At 68.0% G+C, this 19,551-nt stretch carries 18 protein-coding genes; 14 read left to right on the top strand and 4 right to left on the bottom strand.

Annotated features, from left to right (window positions below; all coding sequences use genetic code 11):
- The first annotated feature begins 20 nt into the window (after nt 1-20).
- From VFE83_RS15960 to VFE83_RS15930, 7 genes are all read left to right on the top strand, one after another.
- On the top strand, nt 21-1,046 hold the full coding sequence (locus tag VFE83_RS15960; RefSeq protein WP_324907954.1) for a hypothetical protein: 1,026 nt from the start codon (nt 21-23) through the stop codon (nt 1,044-1,046).
- 19 nt (nt 1,047-1,065) lie between these two features.
- Nucleotides 1,066-1,317: a hypothetical protein gene (locus VFE83_RS15955; protein ID WP_324907953.1), complete on the top strand. Its 252-nt coding sequence runs from the start codon at nt 1,066-1,068 to the stop codon at nt 1,315-1,317.
- A 157-nt stretch (nt 1,318-1,474) separates the two neighbouring features.
- Nucleotides 1,475-1,732, top strand: a complete 258-nt coding sequence (gene rpsP / locus VFE83_RS15950) for a 30S ribosomal protein S16 (RefSeq protein WP_324907951.1) — start codon at nt 1,475-1,477, stop codon at nt 1,730-1,732.
- Nucleotides 1,733-1,769: 37 nt separating this feature from the next.
- Nucleotides 1,770-2,309, top strand: coding sequence for a ribosome maturation factor RimM (gene rimM / locus VFE83_RS15945; protein ID WP_324907949.1), 540 nt, complete (start codon nt 1,770-1,772; stop codon nt 2,307-2,309).
- A gap of 91 nt (nt 2,310-2,400) precedes the next feature.
- Nucleotides 2,401-3,195, top strand: a complete 795-nt coding sequence (trmD, locus tag VFE83_RS15940) for a tRNA (guanosine(37)-N1)-methyltransferase TrmD (RefSeq protein ID WP_324907947.1) — start codon at nt 2,401-2,403, stop codon at nt 3,193-3,195.
- A 114-nt stretch (nt 3,196-3,309) separates the two neighbouring features.
- On the top strand, nt 3,310-3,690 hold the full coding sequence (rplS, locus tag VFE83_RS15935; RefSeq protein WP_324907945.1) for a 50S ribosomal protein L19: 381 nt from the start codon (nt 3,310-3,312) through the stop codon (nt 3,688-3,690).
- Between the two features lie 159 nt (nt 3,691-3,849).
- Nucleotides 3,850-4,806 carry a Mut7-C RNAse domain-containing protein gene (locus VFE83_RS15930; RefSeq protein ID WP_324907944.1) on the top strand — a complete coding sequence of 319 codons (957 nt, stop codon included), beginning with the start codon at nt 3,850-3,852 and terminating at the stop codon, nt 4,804-4,806.
- Between the two features lie 3 nt (nt 4,807-4,809).
- Here the strand turns inward: VFE83_RS15930 and VFE83_RS15925 are convergent, their stop codons facing one another.
- A complete protein-coding gene (locus VFE83_RS15925) occupies nt 4,810-6,294 on the bottom strand; it encodes an MATE family efflux transporter (RefSeq protein WP_324907942.1) in 1,485 nt (494 codons plus the stop codon).
- Nucleotides 6,295-6,438: 144 nt separating this feature from the next.
- On the opposite strand from VFE83_RS15925, the gene VFE83_RS15920 reads away from it, so the two are divergent.
- Nucleotides 6,439-6,846, top strand: coding sequence for an RNA-binding S4 domain-containing protein (locus VFE83_RS15920; protein ID WP_324907940.1), 408 nt, complete (start codon nt 6,439-6,441; stop codon nt 6,844-6,846).
- 12 nt (nt 6,847-6,858) lie between these two features.
- Here the strand turns inward: VFE83_RS15920 and VFE83_RS15915 are convergent, their stop codons facing one another.
- From VFE83_RS15915 to mutS, 3 genes are all read right to left on the bottom strand, one after another.
- Nucleotides 6,859-7,467 (bottom strand): DUF937 domain-containing protein, encoded by a 609-nt coding sequence (locus tag VFE83_RS15915; RefSeq protein WP_324907938.1) that lies wholly within the window; start codon nt 7,465-7,467, stop codon nt 6,859-6,861.
- A gap of 295 nt (nt 7,468-7,762) precedes the next feature.
- Nucleotides 7,763-9,280, bottom strand: coding sequence for a catalase (locus tag VFE83_RS15910; RefSeq protein ID WP_324907936.1), 1,518 nt, complete (start codon nt 9,278-9,280; stop codon nt 7,763-7,765).
- Between the two features lie 216 nt (nt 9,281-9,496).
- On the bottom strand, nt 9,497-12,073 hold the full coding sequence (mutS, locus tag VFE83_RS15905) for a DNA mismatch repair protein MutS (protein WP_324907934.1): 2,577 nt from the start codon (nt 12,071-12,073) through the stop codon (nt 9,497-9,499).
- Between the two features lie 126 nt (nt 12,074-12,199).
- On the opposite strand from mutS, the gene VFE83_RS15900 reads away from it, so the two are divergent.
- The 6 genes from VFE83_RS15900 to recA all read left to right on the top strand — a co-directional run bounded on the left by VFE83_RS15900 (nt 12,200) and on the right by recA (nt 19,277).
- Entirely contained in the window at nt 12,200-13,399 is a 1,200-nt protein-coding gene (locus tag VFE83_RS15900; RefSeq protein WP_324907932.1) for an ATP-binding protein, read from the top strand.
- A complete protein-coding gene (locus VFE83_RS15895; protein WP_324907930.1) occupies nt 13,396-13,941 on the top strand; it encodes a response regulator transcription factor in 546 nt (181 codons plus the stop codon). Before VFE83_RS15900 ends, VFE83_RS15895 begins: the two co-directional genes overlap by 4 nt.
- Before the next feature lie 234 nt (nt 13,942-14,175).
- Nucleotides 14,176-16,740: a TonB-dependent receptor gene (locus VFE83_RS15890; RefSeq protein ID WP_324907928.1), complete on the top strand. Its 2,565-nt coding sequence runs from the start codon at nt 14,176-14,178 to the stop codon at nt 16,738-16,740.
- Nucleotides 16,741-16,811: 71 nt separating this feature from the next.
- Nucleotides 16,812-17,312 carry a CinA family protein gene (locus tag VFE83_RS15885; protein WP_324907926.1) on the top strand — a complete coding sequence of 167 codons (501 nt, stop codon included), beginning with the start codon at nt 16,812-16,814 and terminating at the stop codon, nt 17,310-17,312.
- Between the two features lie 67 nt (nt 17,313-17,379).
- Nucleotides 17,380-18,033, top strand: a complete 654-nt coding sequence (lexA, locus tag VFE83_RS15880; protein WP_324907924.1) for a transcriptional repressor LexA — start codon at nt 17,380-17,382, stop codon at nt 18,031-18,033.
- 215 nt (nt 18,034-18,248) lie between these two features.
- Nucleotides 18,249-19,277 (top strand): recombinase RecA, encoded by a 1,029-nt coding sequence (gene recA / locus VFE83_RS15875; protein WP_324907922.1) that lies wholly within the window; start codon nt 18,249-18,251, stop codon nt 19,275-19,277.
- The last annotated feature ends 274 nt before the right edge of the window (nt 19,278-19,551 follow it).

Raw genomic sequence — 19,551 nt, 5'->3', positions numbered from 1 at the left:
CGCGCTGGACCCACACGGACGTGCTGTGGATTCTTGCCGCTGCGGCGGTGCTACTGGCGAACCTGCTCGTGTCCGGCTGGTGGGTGCCGGTCGTGGCGATCGCGATCTGGATCGGACTGGTCCTGCTGGCCGCGCTGATCGGTTCGTTGCTGCCCGAGCCGGCAGCCGTCGCTGAGCCTGAATCGTTTCCCGCATCGGCGCCGCTGCCGGCTCCCGCGCCGACGGTAATTCGTGCCGCCGAACAGGAGCCCGCGCACATGCGAGCCGCGCATCCCGACGTGCAAGGGCAGGCCTGGTACGGCTTGCTCGACCAGATCGGCATCTTCTTCAACGAACGCTGGCCGCGTACCGACATCTGCAGTACGCGCGAATTCTTCCTGCGCAAGGGCGATCGCCTGCTGCTGCGTTATATCCCACCGCCCGGAGGATCGCCGGGATACAAGTGCCCCTGCGATTTCGCCGGTCGCTGGCGCGGCGGCGAACTGGCGAGGCAACCGGTGCAGGTCGGCACCGAACAACCGCAGCGCTTCGTCATCGATCACGACGGCCTCTACGAGGTCGGCGTCGGACAGGGTGACGCCGCACGCGGCGGCGACGGCGTCATCGCGGTCTGGCTGGAAACGGATTCTCTAGACCGGCTTTCGCTGAGCAGCGCGCCGCAGCAGGAAAGTCACGTCAGCTGGACCGAGCTGGGCGATGGCGAATGGCGCGTGCAGATCGACCACGAAGCCCTTGCGTTGGACCGCGCGGCGATGCCGCAGCGTGTCGTAAGTACGGTGCCTGCCGAAGCCGTCCTGCTCTTCGACGCCCAAGCGCAGGCCTGGGACGAGGCCTCCATCGCCGATCCGCATTCCGAATGGGATCGCGACCTGCGCCATCTGTACCGCTACTACTTCCAGCTGAGCCAAGGGGACGTGCTGGCGGTGGAGCACGCCTGGGAGGCGTCGCGCTTCGGGCTGGACATAGTGGAGCCCGGCCGCACCAGCTACACCGACGGGCGGCTGGAGCTGAGCCAGTTCGTGCGCTCGCCGACCCTGCTGTCATAGTGGATGCGGCGATGAAGGTGTGGCGCAACAGGTGACGCTGCTGACCTGTCCCGCGGACGGGCTTTACCAGATCGACCTGGAACTGCGTGGCCCAGCGGACTGGCGCGGACGGCCTTCGGGCGAATTCGTGCAGTTGCGGGTCTGGGGCGCAATGCTGCGCCGGCCACAGGCGGTCCGCGACTTCGCCTTCGTGGAGGGCTGGGTGCACGACTGGTATCGCCGGACCATACCGCTGCCCCGATCGGTCACCGAGAGCTGGCCGCGCACCTGAGGCCGGCAGGCTGTCCGTACGCCCATCACGCGCTGATGGAGCGGCTGGACCCCGGATTGCGAGGATTCCAGGGGTTCCCTCCCGCCGAATCAATGGCTTATAATTCCGCGCTTACCCTGCCATTCCGGCAGCTGGGCTACACAGGAACTACCGAACCATGGTCAAGATTCGCCTTGCTCGCGGCGGCGCCAAGAAGCGTCCGTTCTACCACGTCATCGTCACCGACAGCCGCAATGCCCGTGACGGTCGCAACATCGAGCGCGTGGGTTACTACAACCCGGTCGCCCAGGGCGCCGAGAAGCGCGTGGAACTGAACGTCGAGCGCGTGCAGCACTGGATCAAGAACGGCGCGCAACTGACCGACAAGGTTGCCGTGCTGTACAAGGAAGCGGCCAAGGCCGCGACCGCAGCCTGATCTTCCGGCCGCGCCGACACGCGCGGCCGTCTTTCGCATGACTGGCTCCTCCACGGAGCGCGATCAGACTCAAGAGCGCCGGATCCTGCTGGGCAGGGTGTCCGGCGCTTTTGGTGTCCGGGGCGAGGCCAAGCTCGAGTCCTGGACCGAGCCGCGCAGCGCCATCTTCCGCTACCAGCCCTGGATCCTGCGCGACCCGCAGGGCAACGAGCGCGAGTTGCGCGGCGTGCGCGGCAAGGAAAGCGGCAAGTACCTCATCGCGACCTTTCCGCACGTCACCGACCGCGACGCCATCGAGGCGATGCGCGGCACGGAGATCTACGTACCGCGTTCGGCCCTGCCGCCGCCGAGCGAAGGCGAGTACTACTGGGTCGACCTGGAAGGACTGCGCGTGGTCACCGTCGACGGCGTGCCGCTGGGCGTGGTCTCGCACCTGTTCGCCACCGGCGCCAACGACGTGCTGGTCGCCCGCGACGACGAGCGCGAGCGCATGATTCCGTTCGTGCAGCCGCAGTACATCACCTCGGTCGATTTCGAGGCGGGCGTGGTGACGGTGGACTGGGATCCCGACTTCTAGGGAAGAGTTGAGAGGAGCGGGAAACGAGAGCCCACACTGCCACCCGTTTCCCGTTCCTCTCCACTCGTTCCCTTCTACTCGTCCTCGACCTATGCGCATCGACGTCGTCAGCCTGTTTCCCGAGTTCGTCGCGCAGTGCGCGGCGTTCGGCGTGGTTGGGCGAGCCGTCGAGCGCGGGCTGCTCTCGGTGCACGGCTGGAACCCGCGCGACTACGCCGAGGGCAACTACCGTCGCGTCGATGACCGCCCGTTCGGTGGTGGCCCGGGCATGGTGATGCTGATCGATCCGCTGCGCGCCAGCCTCAAGGCCGCGCGGTCGGCGGACCCGGCCCCAGCGAAAGTGGTCTACATGAGCCCGCAGGGCCAGCCGCTGACCCAGGCCAGGGTGCGCGAGCTGGCCGGGCACGAGCGCCTGATCCTGCTGTGCGGCCGCTACGAGGGCATCGACGAACGCCTGATCCAGGCCGAGGTCGACGAGGAAATCTCGATCGGCGATTACGTCCTGTCGGGCGGCGAGCTGGCCGCCGCGGTGATCGTGGACGCGGTGGCCCGGCTGCGCGAGGGCGTGCTGGGCGACGCCGAGTCGGCCGTCCAGGACAGTTTCGAGGACGGCCTGCTGGACTGCCCGCACTACACCCGCCCGGTCGAGCACGAACTGGGCACCGTCCCGGAGGTGCTGATGTCCGGCAACCACGCGCAGATCGCCAAGTGGCGGCGCATGCAGTCGCTGGGCCGGACCTGGCGGCGACGGCCGGACCTGCTGGATGAGGCGGCGCTGTCCAAGGCAGACCGCAAGCTGCTGGACGCCTACCGGGCCGCCCTGGCGCCGGAGCCACTTGCCGATGCCGTCCCGGCCCCGGCAGAGGCCGGTCCGGACCAGGGCTAAGCCCTAGCCACACAAGGAAAAAAGCCGCTATAATCCGCGGCTTCCATTTGCTCCACCACGCCAGACGCGGGTCCACGTGCACTCGCGCTACAACGACTCCAACAGGCCATCACCATGAACAAGCCGTCCATCCACACGCTCGTCCAGAACTTCGAAGCCGAGCAGATCCAGCGCCAGCTGCCCGCCTTCAGCCAGGGCGACACCGTCGTCGTCAACGTGAAGGTGAAGGAAGGCAACCGCGAGCGCGTCCAGGCCTACGAAGGCGTGGTCATCGGCATCAAGAACGCCGGCCTGAACTCCTCGTTCACCGTGCGCAAGATTTCCCACGGCTACGGCGTCGAGCGCGTCTTCCAGACCCACAGCGCGACCATCGCGTCGGTCGACGTGAAGCGCCGCGGCAAGGTCCGCGCCGGCAAGCTGTACTACCTGCGTGGTCTGCAGGGCAAGAAGGCGCGCATCAAGGAAGACCTGTCGGCCTACGCCAAGTCCGAGTAATCCCGCGCGGGCGTTTCCGCCTGCTGCGTCGCGACGGCCGCCTCCGGGCGGCCGTTGTCGTTTCCGGGTCTGCCTTCTCCGGGGACTGTCTTCCCATGGCGCCCACGCGCACGCGCGTAGCCTTCGCCTTCGATCTTCATGTCGGGCCAGGAGGCCTGCGTGGCCAGGGCAATGCGCGAGTGCGAGTTCCGGTTCTACGAGGAGCTGGGCGATTTCCTGCTGCCAGACCGGCGCAAGCGTTCGTTCATCCACGCCTTCGACGGTACGCCGTCGGTCAAGGACCGCATCGAATCGCTCGGCGTGCCGCACACGGAAGTGGACCTGATCCTCGTCGACGGCGAGCCGGTGCCGTTCTCGCATCGACTGACCGGCGGCGAACGCGTGGCGGTATATCCGATGTTCGAGCGCTTCGAGCTCGGCTCGGCGAATCACCTGCGTCCGCAGCCGCTGCGCGATCCGCGCTTCGTGCTGGACGTGCACCTGGGGCGACTGGCTTCGTACCTGCGCCTGCTCGGTTTCGACACGCTGTATCGCAACGACTACGACGACGAGGACCTGCTGGACATCTCGCGCACGCAGCACCGCATCCTGCTCAGCCGCGATACCGGCCTGCTCAAGCGGTCGGCAGTGACGCACGGTGCGTTCCTGCACGCGACCGACCCGCGCAGGCAGCTGCGCGAGGTGTGCGACCGTTTCCAGCTGGACGCGCGCATAGCGCCATTCACGCGATGCGCCCGCTGCAACGGCATGGTCGAACCGCTGATGTCCGCGCCGGACCAGCACGATCCCGATCGCGAGCAACCGGAGAAGCGCGATCCGGGCCAGCGCGATCCCGCGCGCCGCGATCCCGATCCCGGCGAACCGGACCGGCGCGATCCCGATCCGGGTACGCCGCCGGAGCGGGAGCCCGGCCAGCCGCCCGGCGTGGACGATCCGCGCCCGCCACGTCCCGGGAAACACGCCGGTGTCATGCGACGCCGCACGATTCCGCCGGGTGTGATCGCGCGACATCCGGAGGCGCTGAGCCGATGCCGCGACTGCCGACAGTTGTACTGGCCGGGCAGCCATCTGGTGCGGCTGCGCCAGCGGCTGGCCGAAGTCGGCGTGCCGATCTGACGCTCAGCGCGCCGGTTCGCGCAGGGCCTGCGCTTCGTCGTCCGGCTCGGCGCTGGGATCGGCGACCGGGGAGGGCGGCGTGGCGGGCACTTCCGCCGGCACCGCGACTTCGTGGCGATCCGGCGGCAGCATGCGCGCGCGCCGCCAGCCGCCCCAGCGGTAGTACGCCAGCGCCATCACCATCGAACAGACGGCGCTGACCGGAAAGCTCCACCAGATCGCATCCACGCCCACGCGCTCCTGCAGCAGCGTCGCGAACGGAACGCGGATGCCCCACAGCGCCAGCGCAAGGATCAGCAGCGGCGGAATTACCGCGCCCGTGGAGCGCACCACGCCGGATACGACGAACGTCACGCCGAAGAACAGGAACGACCATACGCTGATGTGGTTGAGATGGCGCGCGATCTCCAGCGCGTCGCTGCCCGTCGGCAGGAACAGCGCCAGCGTCCAGCGATCGAGCAGGATCAATGGCACGATCAGTGCACCGGTCATCAGGAAGTTCATCGCTACGCCCGCGCGTGCCGTGGCCGCCACGCGATCCCAGCGGTGCGCGCCCACGTTCTGCGCCGCCATCGACGAGCACGCCGCGCCGACCGCCATCGCCGGCATCTGCACGTAGGTCCACAGCTGCAGCGCCGCGCCGTAGGCCGCGGTGGTGTCCGTGCCGTGATGGTTGACCATGGTCATCATCGCGATCATCGCCAGCGAGATCAGCACCATCTGCAGGCCCATCGGCACGCCCTTGAGCACGAGCGCGCGCAGGATCGTCGTGTCGACCTTGAACAGGTGCGCATCGGCGCGGCCGAGCCACAGCACGTGGCGCCTATGGCGCAGGTACACCAGCAGCGCCATCAGCGTCGTGCCCTGCGAGACCAGCGTCGCCCAGGCCGAGCCCGCGATGCCCAGCTGCGGAAACGGACCGATGCCGAAGATCAGCAACGGGTTGAGCACGATGTCCAGCAGCACGGCCACCAGCAGGAAACGGAACGGCGTGCGCGCATCGCCCGCACCGCGCAGCGCGGCCGAGAGGAACGCAAACGCATATAGCGCAGGCATCGCCAGGAAGATGACCTGCAGGTAGTCCTCGGCCAAGTGAAGCGACGCTGCGGGCGTTCCCATCGCATCGAGCAGGTGGCGCGAGAGCCACCAGCCCAGCGCCGCAATGATCACCGCCACGCCCATGAAGAACGTCGCGCTGGTCCCCATCACCCGGCGCGCCAGCGGCACGTCGCGCGCACCGATCGCCTGCGCGATCAGGATGGTCGCGGCCATGCCGATGCCGAACACCGAGCCGATCAGGAAGAACATGATGTTGTTGGCGTTGGCCGTGGCGGTCAGCGCCTCCTCGCCGAGGAACCGGCCCACCCACACCGCGTTCACGGAGCCGTTGAGCGACTGCGCCGCGTTGCCGCCCAGGATGGGCAGCGCGAACGCGAGCAGGTTGCGGCCGATCGGACCTTCGGTGAGGTTGTGACTGGTGGGCGCCATCGGGCCTGATCACGGTCGCGGAAGGACGCGCACGTTAACACCCGCCTTGCGAAAGCGAAGCCATGACCGATCGCAGACGCGGCCGTACCGTCGATGCTGCGATAATGCCCACAACGGTTGGATCGAGGCTGTCGAACGAAATCCGTGAGCGACGATCAGGACACCCTGCAGGCCGTGCGCCTGGACCTGTGGCTGTGGGCCGCACGCTTCTTCAAGACACGATCGCTGGCCAAACAGGCGATCGAAACCGGTCGCATCGAAATCGGCGGACAACGCGCCAAGCCTGCACGTGCGGTGCGTCCGGGCGATGCATTGCGCATCGTGCGCGGCGAGGAAACGTTCGAGGTCGAAGTGCGCGGGCTCAGCGACACACGCGGTCCGGCGAGCATCGCGCAGACGCTCTACGTCGAGAGCGAGTCATCGAAGCTGGCGCGCGAGCAGGCCCGCGCGCTGCGCGTCGCCGAGCGGACCGGTTATCGTGCGCCCGAGACCAAGCCCGACAAGCGCGCGCGCCGCCTCATCCGCGCACTGGGCGACATCGACGCGACCTGATGTAGCGGAGCGTCAGCGGCGCTGGCCGCCAAACACCGATCCGGCCAGCCCGATCAGGTCCGAGAAGTCCGCATCGCCATCGCCATCGCGATCGAGCACCGCACCGAGCAGCCCGCCGCCGAGGCCGCCCTGCTGGGCGATGGTCTGACGTTCCTGCCCAAGTACCTGGCCCAAGGCCTGCGGCGACGCACCGGACGTGGCGTTGCCGGCGAACATGCGCCTGGCCAGGTAGGCCAGCACCAGCGGCGCGAGCATCTGCAGCAGGCTGCTGGCCTGGTTGCCGCCCAGGCCGGTGGCTGCGCCGAGTCCCTGCGCGGCGTTCTGCTGCCGCGCACCGAAGATGTGACCGAGGATCGCGCCACCCTGGCCGCCGCCACCCAGCACAGAACCGAGTACGTTGCCGAGGTCGAGGCCGGAGTGATCCCGTTCGAGGGCGCCGTACAGATCCTGTGCGCCCTGTGGCTGGCTGGCATTGCGACCGAGTGCGCCCAGCAACAGGGGCAGGGCGGCCGAGACTGCACTCGACGTCTGCGAAGGAGACAGCCCAAGCCGGTTGCCGATCTCGGCGAGCGGCTGGCCCTGCAACTGGTTGAGCAGATCGTCGGTCAGTGATGCGTTCATGGCGTGTCCCTCGCGGCTGGGACACCGATGCTAGTCCCGCGGCGTTCAGTCGTCGTGACGGCGTGAAGACGAACGCACCTGTCGGGATGCACTCGTCACGACCGTCCAGAAGGCGTGCCACGGCTGACCGATGGATCCCCGCCTGCGCGGGGATGACCGCATCTCGACTGCTTCCCGCGCCTCTTTCCGCTCCGGGTGGTGGGCGCGGCACTACAAAACCACTGGCAAGCTCGGCCCGGCCATCCATGGCCGGGCGTTCGTCAGGCCACGCGGCAGTGCCGTGGCGCGGCCTGCCTCACCCTGCTTCCACCGGGTGATTCACCGTGCCGCTGTCGGCATGCGACGGATCGGCCGCTTCCAGCCGCAGCGCCTTCGCCACGCCCGCGCCGTAGGCCGGATCGGCCTTGGTGCAGTTGGCGATGTGGCGACGCTTGATGAAATCCGGTGCATCGGCCATGGCGCGCGCGGTGTTGTCGAACAGGCGCTGCTGTTCGTCCGGCGTCATCAGGCGGAACAGGTCGCCGGGCTGCTTGTAGTAGTCCTGGTCGTCCTCGCGGAAATTCCAGAAGTCCGCTTCGCCGCTGAGGCGCAGCGGCGGCTCGCGGTATTCCGGCTGTTCCTGCCATTGGTCGTAGCTGTTGGGTTCGTAATGCAGCGTGCCGCCGTAGTTTCCGTCCACGCGCATCGCGCCGTCGCGGTGGTTGCTGTGCACCGGGCAACGCGCGGCATTGACCGGGATCTGGTGGAAGTTAACGCCCAGGCGATAGCGCTGCGCGTCGGAATACGCGAACAGGCGCGCCTGCAGCATCTTGTCCGGCGAGAAGCTGATGCCCGGCACCACGTTGCTCGGCGCGAACGCGCTCTGCTCGACGTCGGCGTAGAAGTTGTCCGGATTGTGGTTGAGCTCCATCACGCCCACTTCGATCAGCGGGTAGTCCTTCTTCGGCCAGACCTTGGTCAGGTCGAACGGGTGGTAGGGCACCTTCTCGGCGTCGGTTTCCGGCATCACCTGGATGTAGAGCGTCCACCTGGGGAAGTCGCCGCGATCGATCGCGTCGAACAGGTCGCGCTGGTGGCTTTCGCGATCGCGTCCGATCAGTTCCTGCGCTTCGGCGTCGGTGAGGTTCTTGATGCCCTGCTGGGTACGGAAGTGGAACTTCACCCAGAAGCGCTCGTTGTCGTCGTTGATGAAGCTGTAGGTGTGCGAACCGAAGCCGTGCATGTGGCGGTAGCTGGCGGGAATGCCGCGGTCGCTCATGACGATGGTGACCTGGTGCAGCGCCTCCGGCAGGCTGGTCCAGAAGTCCCAGTTGTTGCGCGCGCTGCGCATGTTGGTGCGCGGATCGCGCTTGACCGCCTTGTTGAGGTCCGGGAACTTGCGCGGATCGCGCAGGAAGAACACCGGCGTGTTGTTGCCGACCAGGTCCCAGTTGCCTTCCTCGGTGTAGAACTTCAGCGCGAAGCCGCGGATGTCGCGCTCGGCATCGGCCGCGCCGCGTTCGCCGGCTACTGTGGTGAAGCGGGCGAACATCTGCGTCTTCTTGCCGACCTGGCTGAAGATCTTGGCGCGGGTGTAGCGGGTGATGTCGTTGGTGACGGTGAACGTCCCGAACGCGCCGGAGCCCTTGGCGTGCATGCGCCGCTCGGGAATGACCTCGCGGTTGAGGTTGGCCAGCTTCTCCAGCAACCACACGTCCTGCATCAGCAGCGGGCCGCGCGGACCGGCGGTCATGCTGTTCTGGTTGTCGACGACGGGCGCGCCGAAGGCGGTGGTCAGGCGCGTCGGCGCGGGCTTGTCGGACGGGTTGCTCATTGGGGGCTCTCCTTGTGACGGTGTGGTCGCAGCCTATGCAATGCCAACGATCGATAGAAATCGTTTGTTGGAAACGCAGTGATAGCAGCCGGCTATCGATTGGCTATCGATCGGCGCGCGAGCGTGCACGGTAGGGCGCGGCGACGCCCCGGTCTTGCACGCCGGTGCGGGTCACAGGATGCGCGGATGAGCCCGCTTCCGGGCTACCGCATGTCGTCAGGCGAGGGCCTTGAGACGGTAGAGCGCTTCGAGTGCCTGTTTGGGCGTCAGGTCGTCCGGATCGATCGACGCAAGCGCGTCCAGCGCGGCGGACGACGGCGCGAACAGGCCGAACTGCTGCGGCGTGTCCAGCGCGGCAGGCGCCATCGACGGCGCGGGCGTGTCGCGACTGGTCTGTTCCAGTTCCGCAAGACGGCCGCGCGCCTGCTGCACGACCGACTTCGGCAGGCCGGCCAGGGCGGCCACCTGCAGGCCGAAGCTGCGATCAGCCGGACCGTCCTTGACGGCGTGCATGAAGACCAGCTGGTCGCCGTGCTCGACCGCGTCCAGGTGCACGTTGGCGATGCCGCTGCCGGGTTCGGCCAGGCGCGTGAGTTCGAAATAGTGCGTGGCGAACAGCGTGTAGGCGCGATTGTGGTGGGCCAGATGCCGCGCGCACGCTTCGGCCAGGGCCAGGCCGTCGTAGGTGGACGTGCCGCGGCCGATTTCGTCCATCAGCACCAGCGACTGCGACGTGGCGTGATGCAGGATGTAGCTGGTCTCGCTCATCTCGACCATGAAGGTCGACTGCCCGCGTGCCAGGTCGTCGCCCGCGCCGATGCGGGTGAGGATGCGATCGATCGGCCCGATCACCGCACGCGACGCCGGCACGAAGCTGCCGATGTGCGCCAGCAGCACGATCAGCGCGTTCTGGCGCATGTAGGTGGATTTACCGCCCATGTTCGGGCCGGTGATCACCAGCATGCGCCGCGCCTCGTCCAGGCGCAGGTCGTTGGGTTCGAACGGATCGCTGCGCACCGCCTCCACGACCGGGTGGCGGCCGCGTTCGATGCACAGACCGGGCTCGTCCAACAGTTGCGGCTGCGCCCAGTCCAGCGCCTGCGCGCGCTCGGCGAAACAGCCCAGTACGTCCAGCTCGGCCAGCGCGGCGGCGCAGCGCTTGAGCGGTTCGAGCCGCTCGTTGAGCGAATCGAGCAGCTGTTCGTACAGCAGGCGTTCGCGCGAGAGCGAGCGTTCGCGCGCGGACAGCACCTTGTCCTCGAACTGCTTCAGCTCCTCGGTGATGTAGCGCTCGGCGCCAGTCAGCGTCTGCCGACGCGAGTAGTGCGTGGGGGCCTTGTCGGCCTGCGCCTTGCTGATCTCGATGTAGTAGCCGTGCACGCGGTTGTACCCGACCTTCAGCGTCGGGATGCCGGTAGCCGCCTTCTCGCGCGCTTCCAGGTCGATCAGGAACTGGTCGGCGTTGGTCGAAAGACGGCGCAGCTCGTCGAGTTCGGCGTCGTAGCCCTCGGCGAAGATGCCGCCGTCGCGCGCCAGCACCGGCGGCTGCGGCACGATGGCGGACTGCAACAATTGCGCGTGCGCGTCGTGCTCGCCCAGTTCCGCCGCAAGCTGGGCCAGGCAGGGCGAGTCCAGCGGCGCCAGCAGGGCGCGCACGTCCGGCAGCAGGTTCAGGCCGTCGCGCAGCGTGGACAGGTCGCGCGGACGCGCGCTGCGCAGGGCGATGCGCGAGAGGATGCGCTCCAGGTCGCCGAGTGCGCGGAACCGCTCGCGCAGATCTTCGCCTGCACGCGATTCGATCAGTGTTGCGACTGCTTGCTGGCGATGGCGCAGCACGCCGCGATCGCGCAGCGGACGATGCAGCCAGCGCCGCAGCAGGCGGCCGCCCATCGGCGTGATCGTGGCGTCCAGCACGCCCAGCAGCGTGTGGCGCGTATCGCCGTCCTGGCGCGTGTCGAGTTCCAGGTGCCGGCGCGTCGCCGCGTTCATCGCGATGGCGCCGTCGCCCGATTCCACCGCGATGGAAGTCAGGTGCGGCAGCCGCTGCTTCTGCGTCTCCTCGACATAGCCGAGCAGGGCCGCGGCGGCCGCGATCGACAGCGGCTTGTCTTCCAGCCCGAAACCCGACAGGTCGTGCAGGTTGAAGAAGCGCAGCAGCTGACGACGGCCGCTGTCGGCATCGAACAACCACGGCGCACGGCGACGCACGCCGCTGCGCTGGGCGGCGAACGCGGGCCAGCCGTCCTCGTCGGCGATCAGCGTCTCGGCCGGTTCCAGTCGGGCCAGTTCGGCTTCCAGTGCGTCCTCGCTGGCGACCTCGTTGACGAGGAAGCGGCCGCCGGCCAGGTCGGCCCAGGCCAAGCCGTAGCCATGCTTGCCGCGCGCAATCGCCAGCAGCAGCGTATCGCGGCGCTCGTTCAGTAGCGCCTCGTCGGTGACCGTGCCGGGCGTGACGATGCGCACCACCTTGCGCTCGACGATGCCCTTGGCCAGCGCGGGATCGCCGATCTGCTCGCAGATCGCCACCGATTCGCCCAGCGCCACCAGTCGCGCCAGGTAGCCTTCGGCGGAGTGATGCGGCACGCCCGCCATCGGGATCGGCTGGCCGGCCGACTGGCCGCGCTGGGTGAGGGTGATGTCCAGCAGGCGCGCGGCCTTGCGCGCGTCGTCGTAGAACAGCTCGTAGAAGTCGCCCATCCGGAAGAACAGCAGCACGTCCGGATGCTCCGCCTTGGCGGCGAAGTACTGCTTCATCAGGGGCGTGTGCTCTTGCGGCCGGTCGGCTGGACTCATGGATCGGTGTTCTGCGTGTCGGGCTGGCACCGGCCCTGCAGCCGGCGATGCGATAATCCATAGGCTAGCAGCCGGCGGCCGTTTCCTGCCCCGTTGCGCACGATCCGTTTCCATGCTTCGGCCGCCGTGATCCAGCTCCTCGTTTACCTGCGCTACCTGGCCATCGCCGGGCAACTGCTGGCGGTGGCCTTCGCAAGCCAGCGCCTGGGCCTGGCCATTCCGTTGCGGCCGCTGGTGGGCATCCCGCTGGCGCTGCTGGCGTTCAACCTGGCCAGTCACCTGTGGGTAAGGCGTCGTGGCGAAGGCGGCGCCTGGGCACTGTCGCTGCAACTGGTGGTGGACCTGATCGCGCTGACCGCGCTGCTGTACTTCTCCGGTGGTCCGGCCAATCCGTTCGTCTCGCTGTACCTGGTGCCGGTGGCGCTGGCGGCCAGCTCGCTGCGCATCGGGCCGATGGCCGCGCTCACCGTGCTCACGGCCGCGCTCTACACGTGGCTGCTGGGCCATCACGTGCCGCTGCCGCACGTGCACGGCGGCGATTTCGAACTGCACGTCACCGGCATGTGGGTCAACTTCCTGCTCAGTGCGGTGATCATGACCGTGGTGCTGGGCCGGTTCATGGCGATCGTGCGCGAGCAACGCCAGCGTCTGTCGGCCGCGCGCGAACGCGCGATGCGCGACGAATCGCTGCTGGCGCTGGGATCTCTGGCGGCGGGCACCGCGCACGAACTCAACACGCCGCTGACCACGATGGGACTGCTGCTCGACGAATGGGCCGCCAGCGAAGCACCGCCGGGCGAGGAGGATCTGGCCGTGATGCGTACCCAGTTGGCGCACTGCCGGCAGCACGTGCGTGCGCTGGCGGACCTCGCGCGTCGCGGAGCGATGGGCGAGACCTCGGTGGAACCGGCATCGAGCCTGCTCGACGGCTGCGTCGACACCTGGCGCGTGCTGCGTCCGGGCGTGACGGTACGCGTCGACGACGTGTCCGACGGCGCCCGCGTGCGGGTCGATCCCGGCCTGCCGCAGGCGCTGATCAACCTGCTCAACAATGCGGCGGATGCGAATGGCAGGACAGGCGCAACCAACGTGGTGGACGTGGCACTCGCACGCAATGGCACGCGCGTGCGGATTTCGATCGCCGACCGTGGACCAGGCCCCGCACGCGACCCGGACGAACGCGCAGAACGTCGCGGGCTCGGCATCGGCCTGCTGATTTCCAACGCCAGCATCGAGCGCTCCAACGGGGTCGTTCGCCAGTTCGCGCGGGATGGAGGCGGCTGCGTCACCGAGGTGGAATTGCCTGTGGCCGAGGTCGTGGCATGAGCCTGCCGCCGCGGCTGCTGGTGATCGACGACGACGTGATGTTCTGCCACGTCCTCGCGCGTGGCCTGCAGCGCCGCGGCGTGGTGGCGGAACTGGCGCACACCGCGGCCGAAGGGCTCGAGGCCGCGCGCACGTTGACGCCCGACGGCGTGCTGCTGGACCTCAAGCTCGGCGCCGACAACGGCCTGGCGTTGATCCGCGAACTCGCGACGCTGTGCCCGCGCGCGAGGATCGTCCTCGCCACCGGTTTTGCCAGCATCGCCACCGCGGTGGATGCGATCCGGCGCGGCGCCTGGAACTACCTGCCCAAACCGTTCGACCTGGATGCGCTGGAACAGGCGTTCTGCGTTCCCTCCGACGACGCGCCGCCGGCCGAACCACCGGCCATGCCGGCTCCGCTGCGCCGGCAGGAATGGGAACACGTGCAGCGCGTGCTGGCCGAATGCGGCGGCAATGTCTCCGCAGCCGCACGCGTGCTTGGTCTGGATCGCCGCACGCTGCAGCGGCGGCTGGCCAAACGGCCGGTGCGGGAACGGCCGTAGCGCCAGGCGGACGCAGAACACCCCTCGAATGGCGGACTCCATATAGCCGCGCCACGACTGCTGCGCTGCGGCGTGACCGCCCGTGCAGCCATGCTAGGGTCGGCGCGCCGTACGCGATGCCCGTTCCATTGACCGGTCCGCGTTGTGGAAGGAAGGCTTGCCGGTCGCGACAACGGGTCCGCGAGTTGTAGGGAGTCTGCAAGCCAGCCAACCAGCAACGAGGGGAGGGACGCGATGGGTACGTGCAATCCGGCCACGTGCGTGGCTTCGAGGAGACTGCTGACGCTCGCCATCGCGGCAGCGTTCGGTTCGGCACCGGCGGCCGTGTTCGCACAGGAGACACCTCCGCCCAGCGGAGAAAGCGCGGAGCAGCGCGAGGAAAAGCGCGCCACCACGCTGGCAGGCATCACCGTCACCGCGCAGAAGCGCGAAGAGGCACTGCAGGACGTGCCGATCATGGTGACGGCGCTGGACGACCAGCTCATCCAGGACACCGGCATCCGCGACGTCAAGGACGTGCAGATCCTCGTGCCGGGCCTGACGGTCACCAGCACCCAGAGCGAAGTGCAGACGGTCGCGCGCATACGCGGCATCGGCACGGTGGGCGACAACGCAGGCCTGGAATCGTCGGTCGGCGTGGTTATCGACGGCATCTACCGCCCGCGCAACGGCGTCGGATTCGGCGACCTGGGCGAGATCGAGCGCATCGAGGTGCTCAAGGGTCCGCAGGGCACGGTGTTCGGCAAAAACACCTCCGCCGGCGTCATCAACGTCATCACCAAGCGCCCGCACTACACCACGCAGGTGGATGCGGAGATCACCGCGGGCAACTACAACGCGCTGGGCGTGGCGGGTTCGCTCAACACGCCGCTGAGCGACAACGCCGCCTTCCGCGTGTACGCGGCCAAGCGCAAGCGCGACGGCTACCTCGACGTGCACACCGGCGCCGGTCCGCGCGTGGAGGACGAGGACACCGACCAGAACTTCCATTCGCTGCGCGGCCAGTTGCTGCTGGAGCCGACCGACAACCTCGACATCAACTTCATTGCCGACTTCACCAGCCGCGAGGAGAACTGCTGCGCCGGCGTGACCACCGTGCGTGGACCGACGGCGGCGATCATCGATGCGCTGGCGCCTGACGAAGGCGTGGCGCCAGTGGCCGACCCGTTCGCGCGTGAGGCATGGAGCAACCGTTCAACCGAGCAGGACATCAAGGACAAGGGCTTGGCGATGCAGGTCGACTGGACCACGCCGTGGTTCGGCGGCGCGGAGCTCACGTCCATCACGGGCTGGCGCGACTGGCAGGCCATCAACGGCCTGGATTTCGATTTCACCACCGCGGATTTGCTGTATCGCGAGCCGGATCCCGACGAGTCGCTCACCGCGTTCGAGACGCTGAGCCAGGAGTTCCGTCTGACCGGTTCTTCCGAACGCGTGGACTGGATGGTCGGCCTGTTCTACTCCGACGAGGACCTCACGCGGCACGATTCGTACCGCATCGGCGCGGGTTACGAGCCGTACCTGTCGACGGCGGTGCTCGGCCAGGTCGCGTCGCGCTTCCCGGCTGGCGTGGTGAACATGGCCAATGCCGCCACCTTCTTCTCGCAGGCGACCGGACGCCCGTTCGGCACTGCCTTCGCGGGACTGGGCGCGGACGACGACTACCAGCAGAACGCCAAGAGCGCCGCGATCTTCACCAACAACACCTGGCACGCGACGGACCAGCTCGACCTCACGCTGGGCCTGCGCTACACGCGCGAGGAGAAGACGCTCGATTCGGTGTACGCCAACCCCAACGGCAGCCCCGGCTGCAGTGCCTTGCTGGCCAATCCCGCGCGGGTGGGCCAGGCGCTTGCCGCGCGCGGCGTGCCGCTGGCGGCGATACCTGCCGTGGTGCCGCAGGTCATCGGCTTCGGCTGCCTGCCGTGGGCCAACGTGCAACACAACGGCCGCGTCACCCGGCAGGAGCGCGACGAGAAGGAGTGGTCGGGCACGCTCAAGGCCGCGTATCGCTTCAACGACCAGGTGATGGCGTACGCATCCGCCGCGCGCGGCTACAAGGCGGGTGGTTTCAACCTCGACCGCGTGCAGTCGTCGAACGGATTGTCCAGCGGCACCGCCGGCATCGTGCCGGTCGACGACACCTCGTTTCCGGCGGAGTTCGTCGACAGCTACGAACTCGGCACCAAGACCACCTGGGCCGGCGGGAACCTGCTGCTCAACGCGACGTTGTTCCACCAGACCTACAGCGACTTCCAGCTCAACAGCTTCCTCGGCACGAGCTTCGTGGTGCGGTCCATTCCGGAAGTGGTGTCCAAGGGCATCGATACCGAAGTGCTGTGGCAGACGCGCGTGCAGGGCCTGAGCCTGCAGGGCGGCGTGGTGTACGCCGACACGCGCTACGGCGACGATCCGCTGCCGGACGCGGATCTCGCACGTCTTCCGGGCAGTCGCGCGAGCTTCGCCCCGTACTGGTCCGCGACAGGCTCGATCACGTACGAGTGGAGCTTCACCGATTCGCTGGTCGGCCGCTTCAACATCGGCGCCAAGTACATGTCGGACTACAACACCGGGTCCGACCTCGATCCCGAGAAGGCGCAGGAGGCCTATACCGTGGCCAACGCCCGCCTCGGCGTCGGCGCCGCCAACCGGCGCTGGATGGTGGAGGCCTGGGCGCTGAACCTGACCGACGAGGAATACATGCAGGTCGGCTTCGACGCGCCCCTGCAGACCGGCTCGTGGAACGCGTTCCTCGGTGCGCCACGCACGTACGGCGTGACGTTGCGCGTGATGTACTGACCGCCCGATAGCCCCTCCGCGCTGGAGGGGCTGTCAGGGAAGCGTCGCCACAACCGGCTATAGTTCGCGGCATGAAGAACGACGTCTCCGATGCCAGCCTGCATCGCCTTGCCGAACAGGTCGCCGAAGCGGCCCGCAGCCACCGCCAGACCCTGGTCACCGCCGAAAGCTGCACCGGCGGCTGGATCGCCAAGATGCTCACCGACATCCCCGGCTCGTCGGGCTGGTTCGAGTGCGGCATGGCGGCCTACAGCTACGAGGCCAAGCAGGCGCTGCTGGGCGTGCGCCCGCAGACGCTGGAGCAGCACGGCGCCGTCAGCCGCGACACGGTGATCGAGATGGTCTCCGGCGCGCTGGTGCATTCCGGCGCGACGCTGGCCGTGGCGGTCACCGGCATCGCCGGCCCCGGCGGCGGCACCGAGGACAAGCCGGTCGGCACGGTGTGGATCGCCTGGAAGCGCCGCGGTGGCTACCCGACCGCGGTTACCTTCCATTTCGACGGCGACCGCGACGCGGTCCGGCGCCAGACCGTCGCCGCCGCACTGCACGGCCTGATCGAACTGATGGCCTGATGCGGCTGCAGCCGGGCAGGGCGCCCGGCGGTTGACATGGCGATCTTCGTTAGTAGTATTGCTACTAATGGACATCACCGACACCCAGCGCGCCATCCTCGCCCTGATCGCCGAACGCATCGAGGCCGAGGGCGTGCCGCCCTCGCAGACCGAGATCGCGCGAGCCATGGGTTTCAGCAGTGTGCGCGCAGCCCAGTACCATCTGGAGGCGCTGGAACAGGCCGGCGCGATCCAGCGCATGCCCGGACGTGCCCGCGCCATCCGCCTGTGCGCGGCGCCGAGCCTGTCCGACGAGCTTCCGGTGAAGCAGGTAGAAGCCGCCGATGCTTCCAACGACGCGCTTCGCCTCCCGGTCCTGGGCCAGGTGGCCGCCGGCCGCCCGATCGGCGCCGACATCGGATCGGACGACTTCGTCCTGCTCGACCGCGTGTTCTTCTCGCCGACGCCCGATTACCTCCTCAAGGTGAAGGGCGACTCGATGCGCGACGAAGGCATCTTCAGTGGCGACCTCATCGGCGTGCATCGCACCCGTGACGCGCGCTCGGGCCAGATCGTCGTGGCGCGCATCGACGACGAGATCACCGTGAAGCTGCTGAAGATCGGCAAGGACCGCATCCGCCTGCTTCCCCGCAATCCGGACTACGCGCCCATCGAAGTCGAGCCCGGGCAGGATTTCGCCATCGAAGGCCTCTACTGCGGGCTGGTCAGGCCCAACCGATGAGTTGCAACGGCGTCAGTGGCGTTCCGGGACAGGGCGGTGCGGGTTTTCCCCACCCCCTGTCCCGGGCACCCCTCAACGCCGTGATGCGTTTGCGCCACCACTCTGGATGTCGCCGCGCACCTGTCTCAATGCGTGCGATACGCGGCCGTTAGATTGGCGCCGTTAGATTGCATTCCACGATTTCAAAGCCACTGACACTGACAAGGAACTCCACGATGGACGACAACAAGAAGCGCGCCCTTTCCGCCGCCCTGGGCCAGATCGAAAAGCAGTTCGGCAAGGGCTCGGTCATGCGCATGGGCGACCGCACCATCGAGGCGGCCGAAGTCGTGGGCACCGGCTCGCTGATGCTCGACATCGCGCTGGGCATCGGTGGCCTGCCCAAGGGCCGCGTCGTGGAGATCTACGGTCCGGAATCCTCGGGCAAGACCACGCTGACCCTGCAGGCCATCGCCGAGTGCCAGAAGCTGGGCGGCACCTGTGCCTTCATTGACGCCGAGCACGCGCTCGACCCGATCTACGCCGCCAAGCTGGGCGTCAACGTCGACGACCTGCTGGTCAGCCAGCCGGATACCGGCGAGCAGGCCCTGGAGATCGCCGACATGCTGGTGCGTTCCGGCGCCATCGACATGGTCGTGGTGGACTCGGTCGCCGCGCTGACGCCCAAGGCCGAAATCGAAGGCGAGATGGGCGACCAGCTGCCGGGCCTGCAGGCCCGCCTGATGAGCCAGGCGCTGCGCAAGCTGACCGGCAACATCAAGCGCTCCAACTGCCTGGTGATCTTCATCAACCAGCTGCGCATGAAGATCGGCGTGATGATGCCGGGCCAGAGCCCGGAGACCACCACCGGCGGCAACGCGCTGAAGTTCTACGCCTCGGTGCGACTGGACATCCGCCGCATCGGCTCGATCAAGAAGGGCGACGAGATCATCGGCAACCAGACCCGCATCAAGGTCGTCAAGAACAAGCTGGCGCCTCCGTTCAAGCAGGTGGTCACCGAGATCCTGTACGGCGAGGGCATTTCCCGCGAGGGCGAGCTGATCGACATGGGCGTGGACGCCAAGCTCGTCGAGAAGGCGGGTGCCTGGTACAGCTGTGACGGTGAGCGCATCGGGCAGGGTAAGGAGAACGCCCGCCAGTTCCTCAAGGAGAACCCGGCGATGGCCGCCAAGCTGGAAGCCGCCCTGCGCGAGAAGTTCGTGCCGGAGGAAATCAATCCGGCGGAAGCCGAGGCCGACGCCTGATCGAGGCGATGGCACGGCCGCGTCGACCACGTGATCGCGAAACGGCCCCGGGCGAACAGCCCGGGGCCGAGTCGTTTCCGCGCGTCGGCGTATCGGGGCCGCAGGGCATCGTGCGGCTGTCGGACCTGTTCGCGCCGGAGGATTTGGATTCGCCTTCGGGCGCGGCGTCTCGATCGCGACGGGGCGGCCGTTCCGTCGCGGATGCCGGTGTACGCGCGCATTCGGACGTTGGCGCCGGGTCTGATAGCGGCCGGTCTCGTACACGCGATTCGAG

This window comes from Lysobacter sp., assembly GCF_035655815.1.
Lineage (GTDB): Bacteria > Pseudomonadota > Gammaproteobacteria > Xanthomonadales > Xanthomonadaceae > Lysobacter_J.
This window is presented reverse-complemented; position numbering and strand designations above follow the sequence as displayed.